Source organism: Mucilaginibacter sp. (assembly GCF_035492695.1).
Lineage (GTDB): Bacteria > Bacteroidota > Bacteroidia > Sphingobacteriales > Sphingobacteriaceae > Mucilaginibacter.
The window spans coordinates 54,813-75,525 of the sequence record NZ_DATJJC010000002.1 but is presented as its reverse complement, the minus strand read 5'-3'; the positions used below and the strand labels follow the sequence as shown (position 1 = coordinate 75,525).

At 43.9% G+C, this 20,713-nt stretch carries 22 protein-coding genes and 1 pseudogene; 11 read left to right on the top strand and 12 right to left on the bottom strand.

The genetic code is table 11. The annotated features are described in order from the left end of the window. The first annotated feature begins 249 nt into the window (after nucleotides 1-249). Nucleotides 250-1,491, top strand: coding sequence for a S41 family peptidase (locus VL525_RS00390; RefSeq protein WP_325382129.1), 1,242 nt, complete (start codon nucleotides 250-252; stop codon nucleotides 1,489-1,491). A gap of 4 nt (nucleotides 1,492-1,495) precedes the next feature. Further along, the gene (locus tag VL525_RS00385; RefSeq protein ID WP_325382127.1) at nucleotides 1,496-2,533 is read left to right on the top strand and encodes a threonine aldolase family protein; all 1,038 of its coding nucleotides are present in this window, start codon (nucleotides 1,496-1,498) and stop codon (nucleotides 2,531-2,533) included. 130 nt (nucleotides 2,534-2,663) lie between these two features. Here the strand turns inward: VL525_RS00385 and VL525_RS00380 are convergent, their stop codons facing one another. Beyond that, a complete protein-coding gene (locus tag VL525_RS00380) occupies nucleotides 2,664-3,155 on the bottom strand; it encodes a peroxiredoxin (RefSeq protein ID WP_325382125.1) in 492 nt (163 codons plus the stop codon). 142 nt (nucleotides 3,156-3,297) lie between these two features. Continuing rightward, complete coding sequence (locus tag VL525_RS00375) at nucleotides 3,298-4,164, bottom strand: LysR family transcriptional regulator (protein ID WP_325382123.1); 867 nt, start codon at nucleotides 4,162-4,164, stop codon at nucleotides 3,298-3,300. Nucleotides 4,165-4,287: 123 nt separating this feature from the next. Between VL525_RS00375 and VL525_RS00370 the strand changes: the two genes are divergently transcribed. Further along, nucleotides 4,288-4,695 (top strand): EthD family reductase, encoded by a 408-nt coding sequence (locus tag VL525_RS00370; RefSeq protein WP_325382121.1) that lies wholly within the window; start codon nucleotides 4,288-4,290, stop codon nucleotides 4,693-4,695. 98 nt (nucleotides 4,696-4,793) lie between these two features. On the opposite strand, the gene VL525_RS00365 is transcribed toward VL525_RS00370, so the two are convergent. Then, nucleotides 4,794-5,654 carry an RNA polymerase sigma factor RpoD/SigA gene (locus VL525_RS00365; RefSeq protein ID WP_325382119.1) on the bottom strand — a complete coding sequence of 287 codons (861 nt, stop codon included), beginning with the start codon at nucleotides 5,652-5,654 and terminating at the stop codon, nucleotides 4,794-4,796. A 667-nt stretch (nucleotides 5,655-6,321) separates the two neighbouring features. Between VL525_RS00365 and VL525_RS00360 the strand changes: the two genes are divergently transcribed. The 3 genes from VL525_RS00360 to VL525_RS00350 all read left to right on the top strand — a co-directional run bounded on the left by VL525_RS00360 (nucleotide 6,322) and on the right by VL525_RS00350 (nucleotide 8,521). Further along, the gene (locus VL525_RS00360; protein WP_325382117.1) at nucleotides 6,322-6,516 is read left to right on the top strand and encodes a hypothetical protein; all 195 of its coding nucleotides are present in this window, start codon (nucleotides 6,322-6,324) and stop codon (nucleotides 6,514-6,516) included. Nucleotides 6,517-6,701: 185 nt separating this feature from the next. Continuing rightward, entirely contained in the window at nucleotides 6,702-8,021 is a 1,320-nt protein-coding gene (locus VL525_RS00355) for an AAA family ATPase (protein WP_325382115.1), read from the top strand. Next, on the top strand, nucleotides 8,021-8,521 hold the full coding sequence (locus VL525_RS00350; protein ID WP_325382113.1) for a hypothetical protein: 501 nt from the start codon (nucleotides 8,021-8,023) through the stop codon (nucleotides 8,519-8,521). Before VL525_RS00355 ends, VL525_RS00350 begins: the two co-directional genes overlap by 1 nt. 25 nt (nucleotides 8,522-8,546) lie before the next feature. Here VL525_RS00350 and VL525_RS00345 read toward each other — a convergent pair. From VL525_RS00345 to VL525_RS00330, 4 genes and pseudogenes are all read right to left on the bottom strand, one after another. After that, nucleotides 8,547-8,669: pseudogene (locus VL525_RS00345) on the bottom strand (hypothetical protein); the annotation flags it as partial. Between the two features lie 182 nt (nucleotides 8,670-8,851). Next, entirely contained in the window at nucleotides 8,852-9,313 is a 462-nt protein-coding gene (locus VL525_RS00340; protein WP_325382111.1) for an SRPBCC domain-containing protein, read from the bottom strand. A 13-nt stretch (nucleotides 9,314-9,326) separates the two neighbouring features. Continuing rightward, entirely contained in the window at nucleotides 9,327-9,650 is a 324-nt protein-coding gene (locus tag VL525_RS00335; RefSeq protein WP_325382109.1) for a metalloregulator ArsR/SmtB family transcription factor, read from the bottom strand. Next, nucleotides 9,631-10,083, bottom strand: coding sequence for an SRPBCC domain-containing protein (locus VL525_RS00330; RefSeq protein ID WP_325382107.1), 453 nt, complete (start codon nucleotides 10,081-10,083; stop codon nucleotides 9,631-9,633). Before VL525_RS00330 ends, VL525_RS00335 begins: the two co-directional genes overlap by 20 nt. A gap of 205 nt (nucleotides 10,084-10,288) precedes the next feature. On the opposite strand from VL525_RS00330, the gene VL525_RS00325 reads away from it, so the two are divergent. Both VL525_RS00325 and VL525_RS00320 read left to right on the top strand, forming a co-directional pair. Further along, nucleotides 10,289-10,801, top strand: coding sequence for a hypothetical protein (locus VL525_RS00325; protein WP_325382106.1), 513 nt, complete (start codon nucleotides 10,289-10,291; stop codon nucleotides 10,799-10,801). 15 nt (nucleotides 10,802-10,816) lie between these two features. Beyond that, the gene (locus VL525_RS00320) at nucleotides 10,817-11,323 is read left to right on the top strand and encodes a hypothetical protein (RefSeq protein ID WP_325382104.1); all 507 of its coding nucleotides are present in this window, start codon (nucleotides 10,817-10,819) and stop codon (nucleotides 11,321-11,323) included. Nucleotides 11,324-11,898: 575 nt separating this feature from the next. Here VL525_RS00320 and VL525_RS00315 read toward each other — a convergent pair. Genes VL525_RS00315 through recR form a run of 3 tightly spaced genes read right to left on the bottom strand, consistent with a single transcriptional unit; the run spans nucleotide 11,899 to nucleotide 14,155 of the window. Then, nucleotides 11,899-12,714, bottom strand: coding sequence for an SDR family oxidoreductase (locus VL525_RS00315; RefSeq protein ID WP_325382102.1), 816 nt, complete (start codon nucleotides 12,712-12,714; stop codon nucleotides 11,899-11,901). Further along, entirely contained in the window at nucleotides 12,701-13,534 is an 834-nt protein-coding gene (locus VL525_RS00310) for a glycosyltransferase family 2 protein (RefSeq protein WP_325382100.1), read from the bottom strand. Before VL525_RS00310 ends, VL525_RS00315 begins: the two co-directional genes overlap by 14 nt. Before the next feature lie 3 nt (nucleotides 13,535-13,537). Then, entirely contained in the window at nucleotides 13,538-14,155 is a 618-nt protein-coding gene (recR, locus tag VL525_RS00305) for a recombination mediator RecR (RefSeq protein ID WP_325382098.1), read from the bottom strand. Nucleotides 14,156-14,420: 265 nt separating this feature from the next. On the opposite strand from recR, the gene VL525_RS00300 reads away from it, so the two are divergent. Together VL525_RS00300 and VL525_RS00295 are read left to right on the top strand one after the other, a co-directional pair. After that, nucleotides 14,421-15,914 carry a sodium:solute symporter gene (locus tag VL525_RS00300; RefSeq protein WP_325382096.1) on the top strand — a complete coding sequence of 498 codons (1,494 nt, stop codon included), beginning with the start codon at nucleotides 14,421-14,423 and terminating at the stop codon, nucleotides 15,912-15,914. Between the two features lie 14 nt (nucleotides 15,915-15,928). After that, nucleotides 15,929-16,636, top strand: coding sequence for a TIGR00730 family Rossman fold protein (locus tag VL525_RS00295; RefSeq protein ID WP_325382095.1), 708 nt, complete (start codon nucleotides 15,929-15,931; stop codon nucleotides 16,634-16,636). Nucleotides 16,637-16,693: 57 nt separating this feature from the next. Here the strand turns inward: VL525_RS00295 and VL525_RS00290 are convergent, their stop codons facing one another. After that, nucleotides 16,694-18,643, bottom strand: coding sequence for a TlpA disulfide reductase family protein (locus VL525_RS00290; protein ID WP_325382093.1), 1,950 nt, complete (start codon nucleotides 18,641-18,643; stop codon nucleotides 16,694-16,696). Between the two features lie 253 nt (nucleotides 18,644-18,896). Here VL525_RS00290 and VL525_RS00285 point away from each other — a divergent pair, with 253 nt between their 5' ends. Next, nucleotides 18,897-20,144, top strand: a complete 1,248-nt coding sequence (locus tag VL525_RS00285; RefSeq protein ID WP_325382091.1) for a TCR/Tet family MFS transporter — start codon at nucleotides 18,897-18,899, stop codon at nucleotides 20,142-20,144. Here the strand turns inward: VL525_RS00285 and VL525_RS00280 are convergent. Continuing rightward, on the bottom strand, nucleotides 20,118-20,711 hold the full coding sequence (locus VL525_RS00280; protein ID WP_325382089.1) for a DUF502 domain-containing protein: 594 nt from the start codon (nucleotides 20,709-20,711) through the stop codon (nucleotides 20,118-20,120). The two genes, VL525_RS00285 and VL525_RS00280, sit on opposite strands and share 27 nt — an antisense overlap. Nucleotides 20,712-20,713 lie beyond the last annotated feature (2 nt).

Below are 20,713 nucleotides of genomic sequence, written 5' to 3'. Positions count from 1 at the left end.
CCAGCGTAGCGAAGGTCGGGTGAGTCTACGTAGCGGCATTGACGCTGATGCACCAGCAGTTTAAACTCGCCCCGACATCGCTAAGCCACTTGTCGGCCCTCTCTCCGCCTTTGGCGCAAAGAGGGCAATCGGAAATGGGTAAATGCCCACTATCCCGGCACCACTTGCAATATCTTACAATAGCTTCCGCTTTTTCCCCTGTAATTTTGTCTCAGCTTCTTAAAATAAACAAGCCGAAGCAGACAGATCATGAAAAAAATATTATTAGCAGCACTTTTATTGAGTTCGATAAGCGCTTTCGCACAAAACTTCACCTCAAAACAATACAAGGAAGACTTTACCTATTTCTGGAACACCATCGACAGCAATTATTGCTATTTTGAGAAGAGGCATATCGAATGGCCCAAGCTGAGGGATATTTACAGCAAACAGGTAGATACCGTAACTAGCCGCAATGGTTTTATTGCGGTGCTGGAAAGGGCGATGTATGAGCTTTACGATCATCATTGCGGGTTACGCGCCAACACCAAAACATCCAGGAGATTAGTACCTACCAGCGCTGATATGTGGGCGGAATTTTCGGGCGATAAACCGGTAATAACCGAAGTGCGCAAAGGTTATGGTGCAGAGAAGGTTGGGATCGTGGCCGGCATGGAGGTAATTGCTGTCAACGATGTGCCGGTTAAGGAAGCCATCCTGCCTTTCCTCGGCCATACGGTAAATGCGGAGTCGAAAAGCTTCGCATTAAGGCTGGCTTTAAACGGCGACCATGAGACCAAAAGGAAGATCACCCTGAAAACTGCCGCTGGCATTAAGGATTTCTATCCCGACCAGGACGGTATGCTGCTGGATAATATTCATTTTGCGGAAATGGTGGAGTCTAAGGATTTGGGTGAAATGGGTTACATCCGCATCAACAACTTCCTGTACGATAATGCCCTGATACCAAAATTCGACAGCGTATTGAATACCATGATGGATAAAAAAGCGCTCATCATCGATATGCGGGAGACCGCCAGTGGTGGCAACACGGCCGTGGCACGGGCAATATTGGGCCGGTTCATCGATAAAGAACACTTTTATCAGAAGCACGAATTGTATGCCGAAGAACTGGAAACGGGCATTAAACGCAGTTGGGTGGAGATCGTTTCGCCGCGAAAGAACCCATACCTGAAACCTGTGGTTATACTGGCCGATCACTGGACTGGCAGTATTTCAGAAGGCATTACGATAGCATTCGACGGTATGAGACGGGCAACCGTTATCGGCACGCAACTGGCGCGACTGAATGGCGCAGTGTATAGCTTTGAGATGCCGAATACCAAGATCGGTTTCAATATTTCGGAAGAAAGGCTTTACCATGTGAACGGCACACCGCGGGAGCTGTTCAACCCAAGCATTGCCGTCGACGTGACCAAACAAAGGCCCGGCGAAGGCGGCGATGTTATTTTAAATTCGGCTATGGATTTCTTGAAAAATAAGCTTAAATAGCGCCATGGAACCTTTCAAAAAGATCAATTTTTCCAGCGAGAATTATGCCGGCGTTCATCCTAAAATGATGGAGGCTTTAATCGCGGCCAATACTGGCAACGCGGCCTCCTATGGCAACGACGAAATTACCAAAGGCACCGTGGCCCTGTTCAAGCAAATATTCGGCGAAAACATCGAAGCATATTTTACTTTTAACGGCACCGGCGCCAACAATTTTGGATTGAGCTGTATGCTCGACCGGTTTAATTCCATCTTTTGTGCAGATTTGGCCCACTTATATGTGGATGAGTCGACCGCGCCGGAATCGTTTTTAGGCTGCAGGATATACCCGGTTAAATCGCATAATGGAAAGATAGTGGCCGATGAACTGAAGGTTGCCGTAAAACGCATAGGCGATGTGCACCACCCGCAGCCAAAAGTGGTTTCGTTAACGCAGCCCACAGAATACGGTACGGTATACACCGTAGATGAGCTGAAGGCAATTAAGGCTGTTTGCATCGCCAATAACATGCTGCTGCATGTGGACGGCGCACGATTTTATAATGCAGCAGCTTATTTAGGTGTTTCGCTAAAACAGATCAGCGCGGAAGTTGGCGTGGATGTGTTAACCCTGGGCGGAACTAAGATCGGCATGATGATGGGCGAAGCGGTGATCTTTTTTAGCCCCGCCAATGCAGCCTCGCTTAAGTTCAATTTAAAGCGAAGCATGCAGCTGGCCTCTAAAAACCGGTTTATTGCCATACAGTTCCAGGCGCTGTTAAAAGATAATCTGTGGCAGGACATGGCTGAGCACACTAATAAACTGGCCAAACTTTTTGAGCAGGAAATTGCGGGAATACAACCCGTTAAAATGGCTTACCCGGTGGAAACCAACGCGGCTTTTCTGAATATCTCGCCCGAACTGCACGAGAAAATGCAGGACTTCGCCAGCTTTTACTACTGGAACGATGAACGGCGCGAGGCCCGGCTGATCTTCAGTTTTGATAACACGGAAGAGGATGTTAAGCGGTTTGTGGCGAAACTAAGAGAATTGGCGGGGTGAAACCACTACGTTTATAACCGTGTCGGCCTAAATGGCGACGAAATAGGGCTGTGCGATACCCGCCCTGGGCGGGTATCGCACAGCCCCCTGCCTATTTTACTTCTTTTTGAACTGCACGTTTCAAGCTGTTCTATTTATGGGCCGCCGTTATATATTTCAACGACTCATCGGCATGGGCCCTGCCTTCCAGCAGGGCGTCGTGGGTGTAAACAATTTTGCCATGCAGGTCAATAACGAAAGTTTTGCGGCCGGTGAAAAAGAGGCTGCCTTTTACACCGAATAACTTGTAAACCTTATCGCCGGGGTCGCTTAGCAGCGTGAAGGGCAGTTTATAATGCTGCTCAAACGCCTTGTGGCTGGCTACGGTGCCGCCGTTAATACCGATCACTTTGGCGCCCGCTTTGGTAAAATCGTCAAAGTCGTCTCGGAAAGCGCAGGCTTCTTTGGTACAAACCATACTCTCGTCCTTCGGATAAAAATAGATCACCATCATGCTTTTGCCAATATGGTCGGCGCTGTTAAATGTGTTGCCATCCTGGTCCTTCAATGAAAACGCGGGCATCATATCCCCCACTTCCAACGATTTTTTTGAACCCTGGGCCTTCGACGAAAAGTTGATCATAAGAGAAAATGCTATAATTAAAAGTAAATAACGGTTAAACGAATTTATCATACCAGGATATACGAAATTATTTTCCGAAGCGATTTTGGGAAGTGGTATATAAAAGTCCAAAGCAGCAAACTTCGGACAGCGCGAGAGAAATTTACATTTTAGTCAGCATCTCATGGAATTTTTTCACAGCCTTCTTCTCGTAGGCTTCCCTGAGAGAAATGATCATTATAGTTCGCCTCATATTTTTTCCATCAATGGGAATAGCCACTACACCGGGATCGTTTACACTGGTATCGCTCAATATAGTATGCCAATGGCCTGTTTTTACAATTTCAAATAAAGTAGGTATGTCATTTATTTCCATACAAATGTTCGGCGTCAGATTTCTTTGACTGAACGACTCCTCAATAAACTGTATGGTACTGTAACCGCTGAAAGGTAAAGCCAATGGCAGCGCGGCCACCTCGTTAAGTGATATATTGGTTTTTTGCGCCAGGGGCGACTTTTTGCCCGTTACCAACACCATATTTGATTTTAAAAGTGTTTGATATTTCAGCTGGGCATTGGTAGGTTTTTCATGGAATGTCAAAATAAAATCGAATTGATGTAAATTAAGTTTTTCGAGAAGGTCTTTGGTGGTGCCAAATACAACCTGGATTTTGATATTTGGATACTGATCAGCAAACTGTATCAATATTTTGGCAAACAGAATTCGCATGGAGTAAATTACACCGACGGTTATTTTCCCTGTATTCAAATTTTTCAAATCCTGTAAAAGCAATAACCCTTCATTAGCTTTGTTTATGCTTTGCGAAGCGTAATTACTAAACAGATCACCGGCTTCGGTAAGCGTAATTCTTTTGCCAATGCGGTTAAACAATGGAACATTTAATTCATCTTCCAGTTGCTTAATTTGCTGTGATAAAGTACTTTGACTGATGTTCAAAGCTTTTGCAGCATCCGTAAAATTTAATAACTCTTTAGCTTTTAAAAAGTATTTGAGCTGTCTTAATTCCATATTTCTAAATCGGTTTTTTCGATTGTTCTAATAGAAAAATAGCGTTTTACTAATAAAGGCAATATGTTAATATTTGTGTAATAATACTCAAAATGAATATATCACCAATTAAATGAATGAATTATGAAACCGAAACTAATTGTATTATTTTTCCTTTTATCTGCTTGTTCTGCCGCGTTTGGTCAAGAAAAGCAGAACATGACCGTTGTCGAAAAGGGCTTAATTAAGGTATCCATCATGTACCCATATGCCGAAGGTAAAACCTTTAATATGGAGTATTATGAAACTAAGCACATGCCTATGGTAGCATCGTTTTTAGGATCTAATTTAGTTAAATACACCATTGAAAAAGGGCTTGCCAACGGTATTCCAAACCAGCCGCTGCCTTTTATGGCTATCGGCATTTTTTATGTGAAGAGCCTGAGCGATTACCAGGCAGCTATCGGACCGCATATAAGTGCCATTCGTGCAGATTTTGCAAATTATACCAATATAAGTCCTGTTATTTTGGTGAGTGAGGTGGTAAAGTAACCTTATAACAAACGCGCCGTCCGGAGCTTCCAACTTCGGACAGCGCGGGGGGGGGCATTTTGATCGCACGCGGCACGCGTGCGCCAGCGTAGGATTTTTTAAGAAAAATAAAGCCGGAGTTCCTTCATTGACCGTGGGTTTCGTCTTAGCCGCTCCAGCGATTTATCCCGGATCTGCCTCACACGCTCCCTCGTCAGGTTAAACTTCTCTCCTATTTCCTCGAGGCTTAGCGCCTGCCCGCTTATTCCGAAAGACATTTCAACGATTTCCCGGTCCCTTTTCTCCAAAATCCGGAGACTGCGTAATAACTCGTCATGCAGAGACTCGGCCAGTATATCCTGGTCGGTTGAAGGTGCATCATTTTTAAGCACATCCAGCAACGTGTTATCTTCTTCGCTCGAAAACGGCGCATCGTACGAAACATGTTTGCCGCCACTTGCCAATGCGGCGGTAATTTTCTCAACCGGCATTTCCAAAATATCGGCAAGTTCTTCAGTTGTAGCCGTACGCTCCAGTTGCTGTTCCAGCTGAGACGATGCTTTATTGATCTTACTCAGGTCGCCTACCTTGTTCAATGGTATCCTAACCATACGCGAATGCTCGCCGATGGCCTGCATGATCGACTGCCTGATCCACCACACCGCATAGGAAATAAATTTAAAGCCCTTGGTTTCGTCAAAACGCTTTGCTGCCTTTACAAGTCCTGCGTTACCCTCGTTAATGAGGTCGCCAAGGGTCAGGCCCGAACTTTCGTATTGTTTGGCAACTGAAACCACAAAGCGAAGATTTGCTGTCGTCAGGCGTTCTAAAGCTGCCTGGTCACCTTCGCGGATCTTTTGCGTCAGTATCACCTCTTCCTGTGGTGTCACCATAGGAATTTTGGCGATATCAGACAAATATTGCTGCAATGAAGCCGTTTCACGGTTAGTGATCGACTGACTTATTTTAAGTTGTCTCATTTAAATAAATATCTTTAATGATTTACCTAAGATCCGCTCTCCTGTAATGTATTTAAAAGCCGGAAGGCTTATGGCGCAGATACAAATAAACTGTTGATGCCGGCAAGAAAAAGGGATAACTATGGATCTTTTAATGTGCAAATATACACACAAGTGTCCCGAAATTTGTTGAACAAATGTCAAGAAAAAAGTTGTAAATAACTGGGTAGCCGCAATTTAAATTCTCCCGCTGTTCGTAGTCCCTGACTTCGAATGGATAAGCCGATAGTCTTCAGACTACCTACATAAAAGCCCGAAGTTGCAAACTTCGGACAGCGAATGCCTGAAGCCATGGGGTGGATAAAAAAGATGATACGTCGAAAAATGAATTATCTTTATGAATATGAAAATTCACAATAAGTCAAATTTATGGGTTGGCCTTGCATTATTTGTGATACCGAATTGGTTTCCACAATATCAAAATATCTATAAGGATATTATACAGTTAGTAGGTGTTATTCTAATAATATTTGCATTTATAAAAATAAAGAAAAGACAGCCAAAGAAAAATAAGGTAGTCTAATATTTATATAGTTTCCTCTTCAGACTACCTATTAAAAAGGGCCGTAAATTTTCAGAGGTATGAACCTAATGCGCGGGGTAAAGAAAAAATTAAAAACAGAAAATAATGAATCTTTTTAAAAAAGAAGAACCACAAATGGTGGAAGTAAAACGCCATCAACTTATTTGTCCTATATGCTCAAACAATCTTTTTTGGAAAAAAACTACCTTAGGAAATTTGGGCGGGTTTTTTAATGACTGGTCAACAGCAGTTGTTTGTTCTGAATGCACTTATGTCTTTTGGTTTGGGTCTGAAATTTAAACTGTGTCAAATTATACCGCTATTCGAAGTCTCTGATTTCGAATAAGTATGCCGGTAGTCTTCAGACTACCTACATAAAAGCCCGAAGTTGCAAACTTCGGACAGCGGTTGGAAAATCGACTACTAGACTAATTACATTGATATTGATGCTATTTTCTATATTTACGGAATAAAATCCAATTTCAATGACTGAAGTTCCAGACATCCAGGTTTCAGTGAAAGGTTTTCGAGCTATTGCAAGCGCCGATATCATTATCAACGGCATAACTTTAGCAGCAGGTGAAAACGGCTCCGGCAAAAGTTCGATTTCCAAACTACTTTATTTCTTATACAAAACAGTGGCTGATTACGAAAAAATTGTAAACAGCGGCTTGGCTTCCAGTTTGCGTGATGTAGTGAGGCTTGGTGAAATCATACATCAAGAAAACCGAATAGGCTCTTCATCCGAAGAGTTTGATATTATGCGTAAAGATTTACAAGAATTTCGGCGTAGTAGAATAGGGGAATTGAGTTCGGAGCAAATCGGCGGAAAATTGACTGATCTTATCGAAAAATTAGAAAACAAATTTTACGATCTAACTACCGACGACACTTCATTAATGGCGTCAAGAAAAAAAGCACGGGTTAAGCGAATACTTGCCGATGTCACAAATTCGGGCGAAGAAAGCGATGAAAATATACAAGAATCGTTTGCAAGAGTTAAAGACTTAATCGCGGAAGAAGTTCATCAGGCTGAAATGGCTATAGCACTTAGACCAACGTCTGTCTTTATCGCTGAACTCGCTGATGTATTTTCCGAGGGGGATTTACCGGAAAAATTTGAAGTTTTAGAATATGGTAGTCCAATTGTTGCCCTAGACATAGATCATCTTTCAATTCCCTATAATATTCAAAATGTCGTTTATATCGATTCTCCAATGATGTTCCATGCGGATATAAGTAAAAATATACATTGGGAAGACCTTTCTGAATTATTAAGTAAGACGGGAGGCCGCACGCACGATATTGCCGATATTATATCTCGAGATATTTTGTCCGGAGAAGTCATAGTAGATGAGATGTTTAATTCACCCGATGATTTCAAATTCAAGCGGGCAGACGGAAAAATATTTGATTTTATTGATGTCGCTACCGGCTTCAAATCCTTTTCAATCCTTCAACTCTTGTTAAAGAATGGCACAATTACAGATAAAACCTTAATGATCATTGATGAACCAGAATCGAATCTACACCCGCAGTGGATTATAGAATATGCCCGTATCATCGTGATGTTGAATAAAGAAATAGGTTGCAAATTTTTCTTGGCGTCTCACAATCCGGATATGGTTAGTGCAATCCGTTATATTTCCGAAAGACAGGGTTCCCTTGACAAAGTCAATTTTTACTTAGCTGAAAAATCTGATTATAGTTTTGAATACAACTATAAACATCTCGGTAACGAAATCGATCCGATTTTTGCATCATTTAATATCGCAATTGATCGCATTAACCAGTATGGCATTTAATGAAATACTCTAAGCAAGCCACTGAAAATTTTGCCAAACAGATCCATAAAGAGGAGTGCCTGGAATCAATCAATCAATTAATAATTGATGAAGGGTGCGTCGATCAAAATTTAAATTTCCTTGGCGATGAAGTTGTGCTGAATATGGACTGCGTGGAAGGTAAGGTCGCGTCAATAGAGAAGCGGTCGCCTGTTAAGTCCATGGATTCAGCATTTGTTGCGGAAGATATTAGTGGAACATCTCAAGAGATTGTGTTTGTAGAGTACAGATTTAATTATAAAAATCTTAGTAACTTAAAAAAACAAGATTTATTCGGTAAAGTAGTAGGTTCTACATCTACCTTAAATCAACCTTCCAATATTCACGGCAACTATTACTTTATCTTTAATTCCAATTTAAAACAGCAGGCAAAAAACAGATTTAATCGAATGAACCCTGCAATGCCACAACATTATGTCGCTACTGATATGCATGACATCAAAAATATTTTCTTTGACTGAGTGTAACCTAATTTTAATAAAGCAATTACTTCCTGATACAAAACTTCAAAAAAATATTATCCAGCATATCATCCGTAGTAGCTGCGTCCGTAATCTCGCCCAAACAATGTAACGCCTGCTTGATATCTATTGCGAGGAAATCTGAAGTTCAACCGCTGTTCGAAGTCTCTGACTTCGAACAGCGGACCAAAAATGAGTAATTCGCGTAAGGGATAGGAATGTATACCGTCCGCTGGCTAGCGGATAATGCCTTGCAGGCGTATGAATGGATAGCCCGGCCCCTAGGGCCTCAAAATTTGAGGCCGCCGGAGATACGCCCTAATCGTCCCTTTAACTATCCTGTAACTCTTCTTTTGGATTCGGCTGACCTTTACCGGTGGTGATCAGGTCTTTCAGACTTCCCTGGATGTAGCTGGTCCAGGCATCGAAGCAGATATTATAGCATTCGTAGGCCGGTACCAGTCCGCGTTGGGTGAAACGTAGCTGGGTTTTGCCATCTTTTTCGGTAATGTCGAACTCGATGGTGTTGCCTACCCATTCGGACTGGTCCTGTGTAAAGCTGAAATAGTTGTCGAGCACCAGCCACACTACCCTTTTGTTGGGTATAACTTCGGTTAGTCTCATAGTGCATTTATGGAGGTCCCAGCGCTGGTAGGTAAATTCGTCGTTAAGCCGGCTGGTACCGCCGTCTATCCTTTCGGACCACCATCCGCGAACGTTGGTAACGGCGCTGAATACTTCGGCAGGGGTTTGATCTACCGAAAACGAGGTGCTAAAATCTTGTGTTTCCATTTTCTGTTGCTTTTTAGTTTGGTAATTTGCTGTTTAATAAATTCTCTAACTTTTTCAGTTTGGATGCCCAGAACTGGTCGAAGTATTCGAGCCAGGCCTGCAGTTCGTCGAAACCATCTTTTTTGAGCGTGCAATAGCGTTCGCGGCCGATATCCGTGATGGAAATAAAGCCGGCGGTTTCCAATATTTTTATGTGCTTGGAAACGGCGGGGCGGCTCATGTCGAAATTATCAGCCAGGCTGTTGATGGTGAGGTTATCTTCCGACAGCAGCATCAGCATTTTGCGCCGGCTTGGGTCGCCGATAACCTGGAATGCGTCAAGCGTTGGTATGGCCATGTTGTGCAGCGTTTAAAAGTTTTTCGATATTCTGGAATTTTTCGACCCAGCCGTGCAGCAAACCGTTGTAAAAATCCAGGTTCTCCTTTTTCGCAAAACCGCTGTGCTGCAGGAATACCTCGGTGCCGTTATCCCTTGGCACGAATTGCCAGGTAACCACGGATTCGAGCGTGATCTCGCCCCCACCCGGACCGCTTTTCCACGAATAAACCAGCTTTTTAAAGGGTATTATCTCCAATACCCTGCAGTGAAAGATGCCGTCGAAATTGAGGCCGGGCAGGGGCTTTCCCCTAAGCTGAAAATCGCGCCCGACGATGGGTTGAAAATCGTTTTTCATGAGCCATTGCTCTAACAGTTCGGGTTGGATGAAATACTGCCAAACCGTCTCGACCGGGTGAGCATAAAAGAATTGATGTTTGATGTGCTTTGCCATAATGAGTAACTTTGAAGTTACACAAACTTATGGGTAACTTGTGAGTTACGCAAATTTATTTGAAAATAGTTTTCCGGCAGCCTTTTAATGCGTTGTCGGCTCCAAAAAGGGATTATAAAACTGCGCCACTCTTCTTTTTTTGATTTTTATTATTTTATTTTGCAACCGCTTTGCACAAGCAGATCGTTATACCGCCTTTCACAATATGAAGAAATACCTTATCTCTATTACGCCAATTTTAGTATTGGCTTTTGTCCTGCAGTCGTGTGTTACTGCTAAGATCACGTCAAACAAGGAAGCATCTTATACAAGCCAGCCTAAAAAGATATTTATCTTTTTCAACGGTGCCAAGCAATCAAAAGACTTTTCAGCCGGCTTTTTAGTCGGTTTGCAAGCCGGGTTCAAAGAAAAAGGCGTTACAACAAACTATTATGTCCGCGACCCACTGTCGCTTGATACCCAGGAGGACATTAACAAAAAGATAGACGATTTTTCGCCGGATGCTGTAATGCTTATCGAGCAAAAGGTTGTGCATTCGACAAACGGGATGGTCGATGGGGGAAGATTTGAGATCAGCCTGATCGACGGCGCTTCAAGAAAACCCGTGTGGAAGGGTGAATTTGAAGTTTACGGTCAGTTTGGAATTGACGATGCTGTAAATAAAGGCGTAAAGGAAATATTTAAAAAATTTATTGAAGATAAAATCGTAAACCCGTAAACCATTATCCTGGAAATGAAAAGATCTTATTTATACCTGGTTGCTGTTATATTGTTGTCCCAGTCTTGTTCAACAGTCAACATCGCCTCAAACAAAAAGGCAGATTATAACAAGCAGCCAAAGAAAATCTATATCGTGGCAGATTGCAATAAAGATGCCGGCACCTTTTGCAAAAATTTTACCGAAGGTCTGAAAAACAACCTGTCGCTTAAAGGCATTACCTGCGATGCTTACGTGCGTAACCAGCTATCGTTTGAATCAGAAGAAGATATCAATAAAAAAATTGCCGCTTACAACCCTGAGGCTGCATTGATGATACACCAGACACAAACAGGCGGTGGTGCAAATACTTTTGAATTTACGCTGATTGACAAGGATACCCAAAAACCGGTATGGAAATGTGAGCTTGAAGTTTCAATTGATTCCTATACTTCAATGGAAAATGATAATGTGATAAACAAAGCGATCAAGACTGTATTGGAAAAATTGGCCCAGGATAAGATTATTCCAGGCGGGGTATAAACCAAACCGGAATGCACTTGTGTAGAAAGTATACGCACCGGGTTGTCCTCTTACGCGAACCTGACGAATATAAATGTTATGGTTTACGCTAACTTACGTCTCCGGGCAAAGTGTATTGAATTTTAAAATACAGGGTGCGAATATCATCGTTTTCTGTTGGAGAACAACCTTTTGGGTTGGCTCCTAGTGAACGAACGTCGGTCTAAACCTGTCTTTATCAGGCTCAATTCGGCCTTTTTTTGATTTCTATGGATTTTAGCACCAAAAAGCATGCCCGGAAGCGTGTATTGTGCGAAAATCTAAATGACTGATATACAAGAGGATACCTAAACACGTGTTCACGAAATGTGCAAAAATGGGGCACTTTTTCAGATTTTAAATTTTCAATTAATTGATAATTAGCTACTTACAAGCAGGTAACGGTGGCAAAGGGCGGCGGCGTGAACACTTAGTGTAGCGGACGAACGCGGGTTATTTTACTCACCCCGGCGACGCTGCGCTGGTCGACCCTCTCTATCGCGAGCGATAAAGAGGGTTGGGTTTCCTCTAAATCAAGTAAATCTTGTAATCGTGTCTTATTTTAATAGCGAATCCTTCTCCTTTGCAAATGTTTTATACACCATCTTATCCACAAAGGCCGGTACAAATTTGCTGAGCAGTACGGCCAGTTTGCCCTGGCGCGTCATGATGAGGGTGCGGGCGCGGTTTTCTACGCCGTCGGTTATACGTTTGGCTACTTCTTCGGCGGTCATCAGCTTTTCTTCCTCCATGTGGGTTTCGCCCTGCTGGCTGCCGTCTTTGGCCAGGGCCACGTTGCGGATGTTGGATGCCGTGAAACCCGGGCAGGCGGTAAGCACATGCAGGCCGTTGTGCAGGTTCTCGACCCGCAGCACTTCCAGGAAACCGTTCATCGCGAACTTGGAAGCCGAATAACCCGAACGCCCCGGCAGACCCTTATAGCCGGCAACTGATGACACCCCTACTACGCTGCCCTGGGTTTTCAGCAGGTGCGGCAGGGCGTATTTGGTGCAATAGATAGTGCCCCAAAAATTGATATCCATGATGGATTTAAGCACTTTCAGATCAACATCATTAAACAGCGCGCGCATGCTGATACCAGCGTTGTTCACCAGCACATCGATACGGCCAAAAGTGAGTATGGTTTGTTTGATGAGGTAATTACAGTCTTCCTCAACCGCTACGTCGCATTGCACGGCCACAGCCTTGATGTGGTATTTATTGATGAGGCTTTCGGTGAGCTGGCAAAGGGCGACGTAGTTTCGGGCGGCTACTACAAGATGGGCTCCGCGGCTTGCAAACTCAATTGCCAGCGCTTTGCCTATCCCTGATGATGCCCCGGTGATAATGACTACTTTATCATTCAATTTCATACTGCGAAGGGTAAATTTCGCCTATGTCGTGGATGTTGATCACAGGCAGTTTAAACAAAAATTTAGCTGCGAAGATAAACATAGCGCCATAAAAATGGCTCATGCGATCCCAGCTAAATTTGCTGATAACCTTGCCCGGTAACTGAATGATATATGTTTTTGAATAAAAGTAAGTTTTAAAGCCTTGCTGCCGCAGGCGATAAGCCAGGTCGATATTGTGGCCATAGCGTTTGAAACGTTCGTCGAAGAAACCGGTCTTCTCTACTGCCGATCTGCGCAGCAGCATATTATCGGCATAAAGCACGTCTATTTCCGATGTTTCAAATTCTTCTACCCAGTCTGCTTTTCTATGCACGTTTGAAATAGATCTTGGGAAACACGACGCAAGCCCGGCCAGTTTCAGGAACCTTGCCCAGGCATTACTTAAGCTGTGCCTCGACTGTGGTAAATAATCACCCTTGTAATCGACTGCCCGAATGCTTGCTCCGCCTATCAATGGATGCTGATCCATAAAATTGGACAGCTTTTCAAGCACGTTGCTTTCAGTCAGCGAGTAAGGGCTCAACAGCAACTGGTAATTGCCACTGGCGGCGCGGATGGCCTTGTTGTAACATTTCGAAACACCTTCGTACCTGCTGTTGGCGATGATCTGAACTTTGGGAAACTCGAAGGACAGCATTTCGAGGGAACGGTCGGCAGAAGCATTATCAACTACGATAACCTCAAATGGGACATTACTTTTAGCCTTGAACAAGGTGTTCAACGCCAAACGCAGCCCATTGCGCGAATTGTGATTGATAAAGATGACCGATAGTTTCATGCCCTACTTTGACAGTGAATTTTCGTAAGGGACACGGGTTACGATAGAACGTCCTAAAGTAACCTCATCCACGTACTCCAATTCACCCCCAAAAGCTATGCCACGCGCTATGGTTGAGATGTTTATGTTGAAATCTTTTAATTTTTTGTGCAGGTAAAAAATGGTGGTATCGCCCTCCATCGTCGCGCTTAAAGCGAAGATAACCTCTTTAATATCATTTTCCTTAAGGCGTTCAACTAAAGTGTCCACCTGCAGGTCCGAAGGACCTATTCCGTCCATGGGCGATATCAGTCCGCCAAGCACATGGTATACCCCGTTATACTGGTCGGTGTTCTGTATAGCCATTACGTCACGTGTATCTTCTACCACACATATCATCGAATGGTCGCGTTTTGGGGAAGCGCATATCTCGCACACCTGCAGATCGGATATGTTATGGCAAACGCGGCAAAACTGGATCTCGTTACGCAGTTTGCTGATAGCATGGCTAAAGCGCTCCACATCCAATTTTTCCTGGTTAAGCAAATGCAGCACCAGGCGCAAAGCGGTCTTCTGTCCCACCCCCGGCAGTTTGGCAAATTCGGCCACTGCATTTTCCAGCAACTTCGACGAAAAGTTCATGTTGCGAATGTAGTGAATAGTCCGCAAGTCGGAAAGTCCGCATATGTCCGAAAGTTTGGGTTGGAATTTATTTTTTATCCATAAATTGCCCAAGACAAAAACCGTTGTCATTTCGACGAGGTACGAGGAGAAATCTTATAAAGGCAGCCCGAAGAACAAGTTTGGCGTTTAAGATTTCTCACTATCGTTCGAAATGACAGTTTTAATTTTATATTGATCTTCCGGACTTTCCGACTTGTGCGAACTTCCGGACTAAACATAACGCATGTCACCCGCTATCCTGCTAACATTCATTATTGGTTATTTTTTGGTGCTGCTGGTTATCTCGTGGCTCACTTCGCGAAAATCATCGGACAACGATACCTTCTTTGTGGCTAACCGTAATTCCAAATGGTATTTGGTAGCTTTTGGGATGATAGGCACGGCTCTGAGCGGTGTGACGTTTATTTCCGTCCCCGGCAAGGTAGGAGCCCCATCCGGCGACCAGTTTGCTTATTTCCAGTTTGTACTGGGTAACGCAGCAGGGTTTATCATTATAGCGACCGTATTGCTGCCCCTGTATTACCGCATGAAGCTGACTTCCATTTACAGTTATATCGAGCATACTTTAGGGCAATGGAGCTACAAAACGGCTGCCGGCATATTTCTCATCAGCCGGACAATAGGCTCATCGTTCAGGCTTTACCTGGTGGTGATCGTGTTGCAAAAGTTCATTTTTGATACTTATCACGTGCCATTTGCGGTTACCGTGCTGATATGCCTGCTACTGATATGGTCGTACACGTTTAAGGGCGGTTTAAAAACTATTATCATAACTGATAGCCTGCAAACCTTCTTTTTAGTCTCGTCAGTATTCCTGTCCATTTACTTTATCTGCCGCAGCCTCAACATGAACGTTTTTGAAGCCGCCGATGCCATCAAAAACAGCAGCTATTCGAAAATATTTTTTGTGAATGATTTCCTGGGCAGTCACCTGCATTTGAGTAAACAATTCCTTGGAGGCTTATTCATCACCATAGGGATGACGGGGCTTGACCAGGACTTGATGCAAAAGAACCTGAGCATGAGCACGATAAAGGAAGCTCAGAAAAACATGTTCAGTTTTACAGGGGTATTTGTCATCATCAATATATTCTTCCTGAGCGTGGGTGCTTTGCTGTATATCTACGCGGCAAAATATGGCATCAGCGTAGCGAAAACAGACTACTTATACCCTACTATTGCCCTTAAATATTTGGGCGTGATACCGGCAGTAGTTTTTATGCTTGGACTGACGGCTGCTACATTCGCTACTACTGATTCGGCGCTGACCGCGTTAACGACCTCGTTTTGTGTTGATTTTTTAGCGTTCGATAAAAAGAAGGACCTGAACAGCAAGGCCATGGTGAAAACGCGGCATTTGGTACACATCGGCCTTTCGGGATTGATGCTGCTGACCATCGTGATATTCAACTCTATTAACAACGATGCAGTGGTAGGGGCCATATTCAAAGTGGCATCTTATACTTACGGGCCGCTGTTGGGGCTGTATTCCTTCGGCCTGTTTATGGGCAACAGGCAGGTAAACGACAAACTGGCACCATTCATTTGCGTTATATCACCGGTGGTTTGCTACTTTTTAAGCATGCATTCTGCTGAATGGCTTGGAGGATATGTTTTCGACAACGAGCTTATCATTGTGAACGGATTAATTACATTTGTCGGCCTGTTGGCAACCTCGACCAGGAAAGCAACAGTCAATAATTCAGTAATTCAATAAATCAGTAATTGGGCATGACCGGTGAAGAAAAAATAAGACAAGCATTTGAAAATAAGAACTGGCAGGAGATAAAAGTTACCGACTCGTGGCAGATATTTAAGATCATGGCCGAATTTGTGGACGGCTTTGAGAAGCTGGCGAAAATAGGGCCCTGCGTTTCCATATTTGGTTCGGCACGCACGCATAACGATAACAAATACTATAAACTGGCCGAAGACACCGCACGGCTGTTGACCGAACGCGGTTACGGGGTTATATCGGGCGGTGGGCCTGGTATTATGGAAGCGGCCAATAAGGGTGCTTATGAGGCAGGGGGTAAATCAGTAGGCTTGAACATTGAATTACCCTTTGAGCAGTTCCATAACAAGTATATCGACCGTGATAAGCTGCTAGAGTTCGATTACTTTTTCATCCGCAAAGTAATGTTCATGAAGTATTCGCAGGGTTTTATCATACTGCCCGGCGGCTTTGGAACGATGGACGAATCATTCGAAGCAATCACCCTTATCCAAACCGGTAAGATCGCGCGTTTCCCCATTGTATTTGTCGGTGTTGATTACTGGAGCGGATTATTTAACTGGGTGAAAGAAAAAATGCTTGACCAGGAACACACCATAAGTCCCGACGACCTGAACCTGTACCGCGTGGTCGATACCGCCGAAGAAGCAACTGAACATATCTTCCGTTTCTACGATAAGTATGTATTGAAACCGAATTTTTAAGAGCCTGGATAAAACAGGGAAGCCGGTAAATAAGTTACCGGCTTTCCAGTTTATAACCTATTTCCCGCGGTTTGATTTCGCCGGTTCAACTTTAGCAAGTTCCGGGTTACCGGTTAGCGTTATCATATTCGTAACCTCATCCAGCACTTTCTCCGGTGAACCGGAATAACCCACATACTTGAAGCGTATGTTGCCGGTTTTATCTATCAGGAACTTTGTAGGTATACCATTTACCTTATAGGCACTTACAATTTTGGCTTGCCGGCCTTCATCGTTCTGTTCGTCCATAAGCACATGGAAAGTGTATTTGTTGTCGGCGATAAATTTCTTAACGCCTGGTTCATAATCTTTGCCGTTTTCCCAGGTGTCGATAAATAAAAACTTCACATTTGGGTCGTTCTTGTATTTATTTACGGCCATCTGCATTCCGGGGAACGATGCTTTACATGGCCCGCACCAGGTTGCCCAAAAATCGATTATAACAACTTTCCCTTTCAAATCGGCAAGCGATACTGTTTTTCCATCAAAATCCTTTAAAGCAAACGCAGGCGCCGGTTCATTGATCATAGTTTTGGCCAGGTCGCTCAATATTTTTGCCCTGGCCTTATTTTCCATTGGCGCCACATAGGCGTCAAACCCTTTATCGTTTCCCTTTAAAGCTATGTAGTCTTTTTTTAACTCCGTTTTGTAAACGTCAGAATATTGCCCCAGGCTATAACCATGCTCAATAACCTCCATGGCTTTAGCGTATTGCCCGGCGCCTCCCAATATCTCTGCGTAATGTTCTATCGAGTTTTCTTCGTCGCTGGTACGGTCGTATACCGTTTTCATATACGGCAGGGCTTCTGTCGACTTATTTTCTTTCCATAAAATGTACGCATAGGTATCGGCAAACATATTATAACTATTTTCATAATTTTTCCTGGCCTGTTTAGCAGAAGTATATGCCGAAGCAGGAGGATTTTCCAGACATTTGGTAATGATATCTACTGCTTGTTTGGATATTTTCTCGGCATCAGCCATATGCTTGCCTGCAACAGCCCAGTCCCAGGCTACGTTGTTTAAATAGCCCGCCACTTCCATTTTGTTCTTCACCATAGCTTCATATTTGTAATAGCCGGCCATGTCTCCCGTCTTTAAGTGGGCCCCGGCAACAATGGCGGTTGCTTCATCATGCGAAGTAGACGGTTCTGCTGCATTCTCCGGGAATTTAGTTATGTAGACATTGTACAGGGAGTCGTTCTTTTTAAGGTCTTTTTCCATATACAATTTGGTTACTGCATTTTGCCTGGCAATGGTACCTGTTGGAAATTTATCAGTTATCTTGTTAGCTAATGCTTCTGCTTGGTGGCCCTGTCCCAAATCGTAATACAGTTTTAACGCAGTCATCAGATCTTTTTCATCATTACTTTTCTCCAGTTGCACAATTTCGTTCAATATCTCCTGCTTATACTCAGGCTTTTTGCCAACCAGGCCATAATAATTACTTTCATATTGGCGCTTGCCTGCCGGATGTAAAGCAAATTCTTTTTTAAACAACTCGATGCCGACATCAACATCAGTTTTGATTTGGGCGAAATGATTTCCCAGCCCGCTTGAAATCACATAGCCAACAGTAGCATAGGCACCCTCACAAGGCTGGCCGTCCTTGTAAACGGGATAAATATATCCTTTGCCGTTATTCGCGTCGATTTTTCCTCCAGCCTCAATTTTTATAAAGAAAGCTTTAGCTGTGGGCGGAATATCTAATTCACCTTTTAAAAAATTACCATCAGGCTTCAGATCAATATCCATTGCCGGATCATCTTTGTTGTCCAGGTAAAACACAGTTGCCTCTATGTTTTTCTGACCTTCGATAACAGTGCCGGTTGGGTCGTAGGTAAAGTTAACCTTCTCACCGGCGGCAGGTTGTTGGGATGTTAATTTGAGATGCGCGCCTGTTTGCGCAAAAAGCGTTTGTGCGACAATTACTGCAGGAAACCATAATAACAGTTTGAGATTTTTCATGATCGACAGGTTTATAAGATGCTAAGTTTCGGCGGAAGGGGGAACCGTATAACTAAAATAATAGTCAAGGTAATAAACGTTTGTCTTAAAACAATATTTTTCGATGCTTATTTTTCTAAAAATGTGCAGTTTAATAAAAATCAGAACTGGGGTCACAATTTTTTTATACTTAAAAACATATATTAGCCCCGCAACTTAAAAAGACTAATGATTTTAAACATCCGGTCGTGTAAGGTGTTTTCTATTCTCAAACATGGATCAAACGCCTAAGTTAAAACGCTCCGCAGCGCTTGGATTTATTTTCGTCACCATTTTCGTGGATATGCTGGGGCTGGGCATTATTATACCTGTGCTCCCCAAACTGCTGGAAACACTCGGACACTTCAGTAATTCCGAAGCCTCTGAATACAACGGGCTGCTTACCGGAACTTATGCTTCCATGCAGTTCCTTTTCTCGCCGTTTATGGGCAACCTGAGCGACCGTTATGGCCGCCGGCCCGTGTTACTGGCATCGCTTTTTGGGTTTGGGATCGATTACCTGTTCATGGCGTTTGCCCCTACCTTAGGCTGGCTTTTTGTAGGCCGTTTTATTGCAGGGCTTACCGGCGCCACTACCTCGACCGCTACGGCCTACATAGCCGACATCAGCGAGGGCGATAAGCGTTCGTCAAACTTCGGGCTGGTAGGCGCAGCATCCGGCTTAGGGTTTATCGTAGGCATTTCGGCAGGGGCGCTGCTGGGCGCTATTAATATCAAGTTCCCCTTTATGGCGGCAGCAGCGCTGGCGCTGATCAATGCAGCTTACGGCTATTTTGTTTTACCTGAATCGCTGGATAAGCATCATCGCCGCAAGTTCGAATTAAAGAGGGCCAACCCGGTTGGTGCACTAAGAACCATCGGCCGCTATGGGTCGTTCGCCGGGTTGCTGGTGGCGTTTACCCTGGTTTATATTGCGCAAAAAGCAGTTGAATATATCCTGTCATTTTTTGTTTACGAGAAATTCAACTGGCAGTTATACAGCGTAGGCATTCTCGGGTTTTTCATCGGCGTGTTACTGGTAGGTATACAGGGCGGACTTATCCGGTGGCTGATACCAAAATTCGGACTGAAAATGAACATCATTGGAGGGCTTCTATCGTATGCGCTCGGCCTTACCCTGCTGGCTTTTTCAAGCTACGGATGGCAGGTGTATGTATATCTTATTCCATACTGTCTTGGCGGCGTGTCGGGTCCTGCTTTGCAGGGGCTCATCAGCAACAAGGTGAGTAAAACCGAACAGGGCGAATTACAGGGCATATTGAATAGTATTTCGAGCCTGAGCATTGTAATTGGCCCTTTGCTGATGAGCTACGTATTCAGGTATTTTACGGCGAAGAACTCGCTGGTATATTTCCCGGGCGCGCCCTATATACTCGGAGCCGTTTTAATGCTGATAAGCGTTTGGCTTGCAGCTGTGAATTTCAGAAAAAACCCATCAATCCAGCCCGCTGACGCCGCCTGAGATCACAAATTTCATCATATCAGCAGCGCTCTTATCAATAGGCTTTACTTTTTCTGACGGTATGATGATCACCTGGCCGGCGAAAGAATAAGACCAGGGAAAATAAACGGCTACATCACCCGGCAAACCTAATTTGGAAAGGTCTTTTTGAACCAGGAAGCCGATTTTCTTTACCCCAAACTCATTGATCTCGACCAGTACGGGCTCGCTGAATTTCTTCTCCTCCCCTACGAATGCTTCAGTAAGGTCTTTTATGGACGAATACAGGAATTTGAACAGTGGCAGGCGGTCTATCCAGCGGTTTAACCAGCGCTTTATCGGGTCGGTTATTACGTTGGTGACCAGGATGCCTGCGATGAGTATGATAATGACAACGTTCAATATACCCAGGCCGGGTATATAAATAGGTCGCCCCTTGGCATCTGTCAGGAAAAACCCGCTGAGGTTAAGGGCGCTGTCTATTCCGGATACTGCCCAAAAGATCAGGAAAATTGCGGCGCCGACAGGCACAACGATAATTAATCCTTTAACAAAGTAATTAAGCAGTGCTCCGAATATTTTTCTCATAG

Coding starts and splice junctions, on each gene's coding strand:
- VL525_RS00390 (WP_325382129.1), top strand. CDS start 250: ATGAAAAAAATATTATTAGCAGCACTTTTATTGAGTTCGATAAGCGCT.
- VL525_RS00385 (WP_325382127.1), top strand. CDS start 1,496: ATGGAACCTTTCAAAAAGATCAATTTTTCCAGCGAGAATTATGCCGGC.
- VL525_RS00380 (WP_325382125.1), bottom strand. CDS start 3,155: ATGATCAACTTTTCGTCGAAGGCCCAGGGTTCAAAAAAATCGTTGGAA.
- VL525_RS00375 (WP_325382123.1), bottom strand. CDS start 4,164: ATGGAATTAAGACAGCTCAAATACTTTTTAAAAGCTAAAGAGTTATTA.
- VL525_RS00370 (WP_325382121.1), top strand. CDS start 4,288: ATGAAACCGAAACTAATTGTATTATTTTTCCTTTTATCTGCTTGTTCT.
- VL525_RS00365 (WP_325382119.1), bottom strand. CDS start 5,654: ATGAGACAACTTAAAATAAGTCAGTCGATCACTAACCGTGAAACGGCT.
- VL525_RS00360 (WP_325382117.1), top strand. CDS start 6,322: ATGAATCTTTTTAAAAAAGAAGAACCACAAATGGTGGAAGTAAAACGC.
- VL525_RS00355 (WP_325382115.1), top strand. CDS start 6,702: ATGACTGAAGTTCCAGACATCCAGGTTTCAGTGAAAGGTTTTCGAGCT.
- VL525_RS00350 (WP_325382113.1), top strand. CDS start 8,021: ATGAAATACTCTAAGCAAGCCACTGAAAATTTTGCCAAACAGATCCAT.
- VL525_RS00340 (WP_325382111.1), bottom strand. CDS start 9,313: ATGGAAACACAAGATTTTAGCACCTCGTTTTCGGTAGATCAAACCCCT.
- VL525_RS00335 (WP_325382109.1), bottom strand. CDS start 9,650: ATGGCCATACCAACGCTTGACGCATTCCAGGTTATCGGCGACCCAAGC.
- VL525_RS00330 (WP_325382107.1), bottom strand. CDS start 10,083: ATGGCAAAGCACATCAAACATCAATTCTTTTATGCTCACCCGGTCGAG.
- VL525_RS00325 (WP_325382106.1), top strand. CDS start 10,289: ATGAAGAAATACCTTATCTCTATTACGCCAATTTTAGTATTGGCTTTT.
- VL525_RS00320 (WP_325382104.1), top strand. CDS start 10,817: ATGAAAAGATCTTATTTATACCTGGTTGCTGTTATATTGTTGTCCCAG.
- VL525_RS00315 (WP_325382102.1), bottom strand. CDS start 12,714: ATGAAATTGAATGATAAAGTAGTCATTATCACCGGGGCATCATCAGGG.
- VL525_RS00310 (WP_325382100.1), bottom strand. CDS start 13,534: ATGAAACTATCGGTCATCTTTATCAATCACAATTCGCGCAATGGGCTG.
- recR (WP_325382098.1), bottom strand. CDS start 14,155: ATGAACTTTTCGTCGAAGTTGCTGGAAAATGCAGTGGCCGAATTTGCC.
- VL525_RS00300 (WP_325382096.1), top strand. CDS start 14,421: ATGTCACCCGCTATCCTGCTAACATTCATTATTGGTTATTTTTTGGTG.
- VL525_RS00295 (WP_325382095.1), top strand. CDS start 15,929: ATGACCGGTGAAGAAAAAATAAGACAAGCATTTGAAAATAAGAACTGG.
- VL525_RS00290 (WP_325382093.1), bottom strand. CDS start 18,643: ATGAAAAATCTCAAACTGTTATTATGGTTTCCTGCAGTAATTGTCGCA.
- VL525_RS00285 (WP_325382091.1), top strand. CDS start 18,897: ATGGATCAAACGCCTAAGTTAAAACGCTCCGCAGCGCTTGGATTTATT.
- VL525_RS00280 (WP_325382089.1), bottom strand. CDS start 20,711: ATGAGAAAAATATTCGGAGCACTGCTTAATTACTTTGTTAAAGGATTA.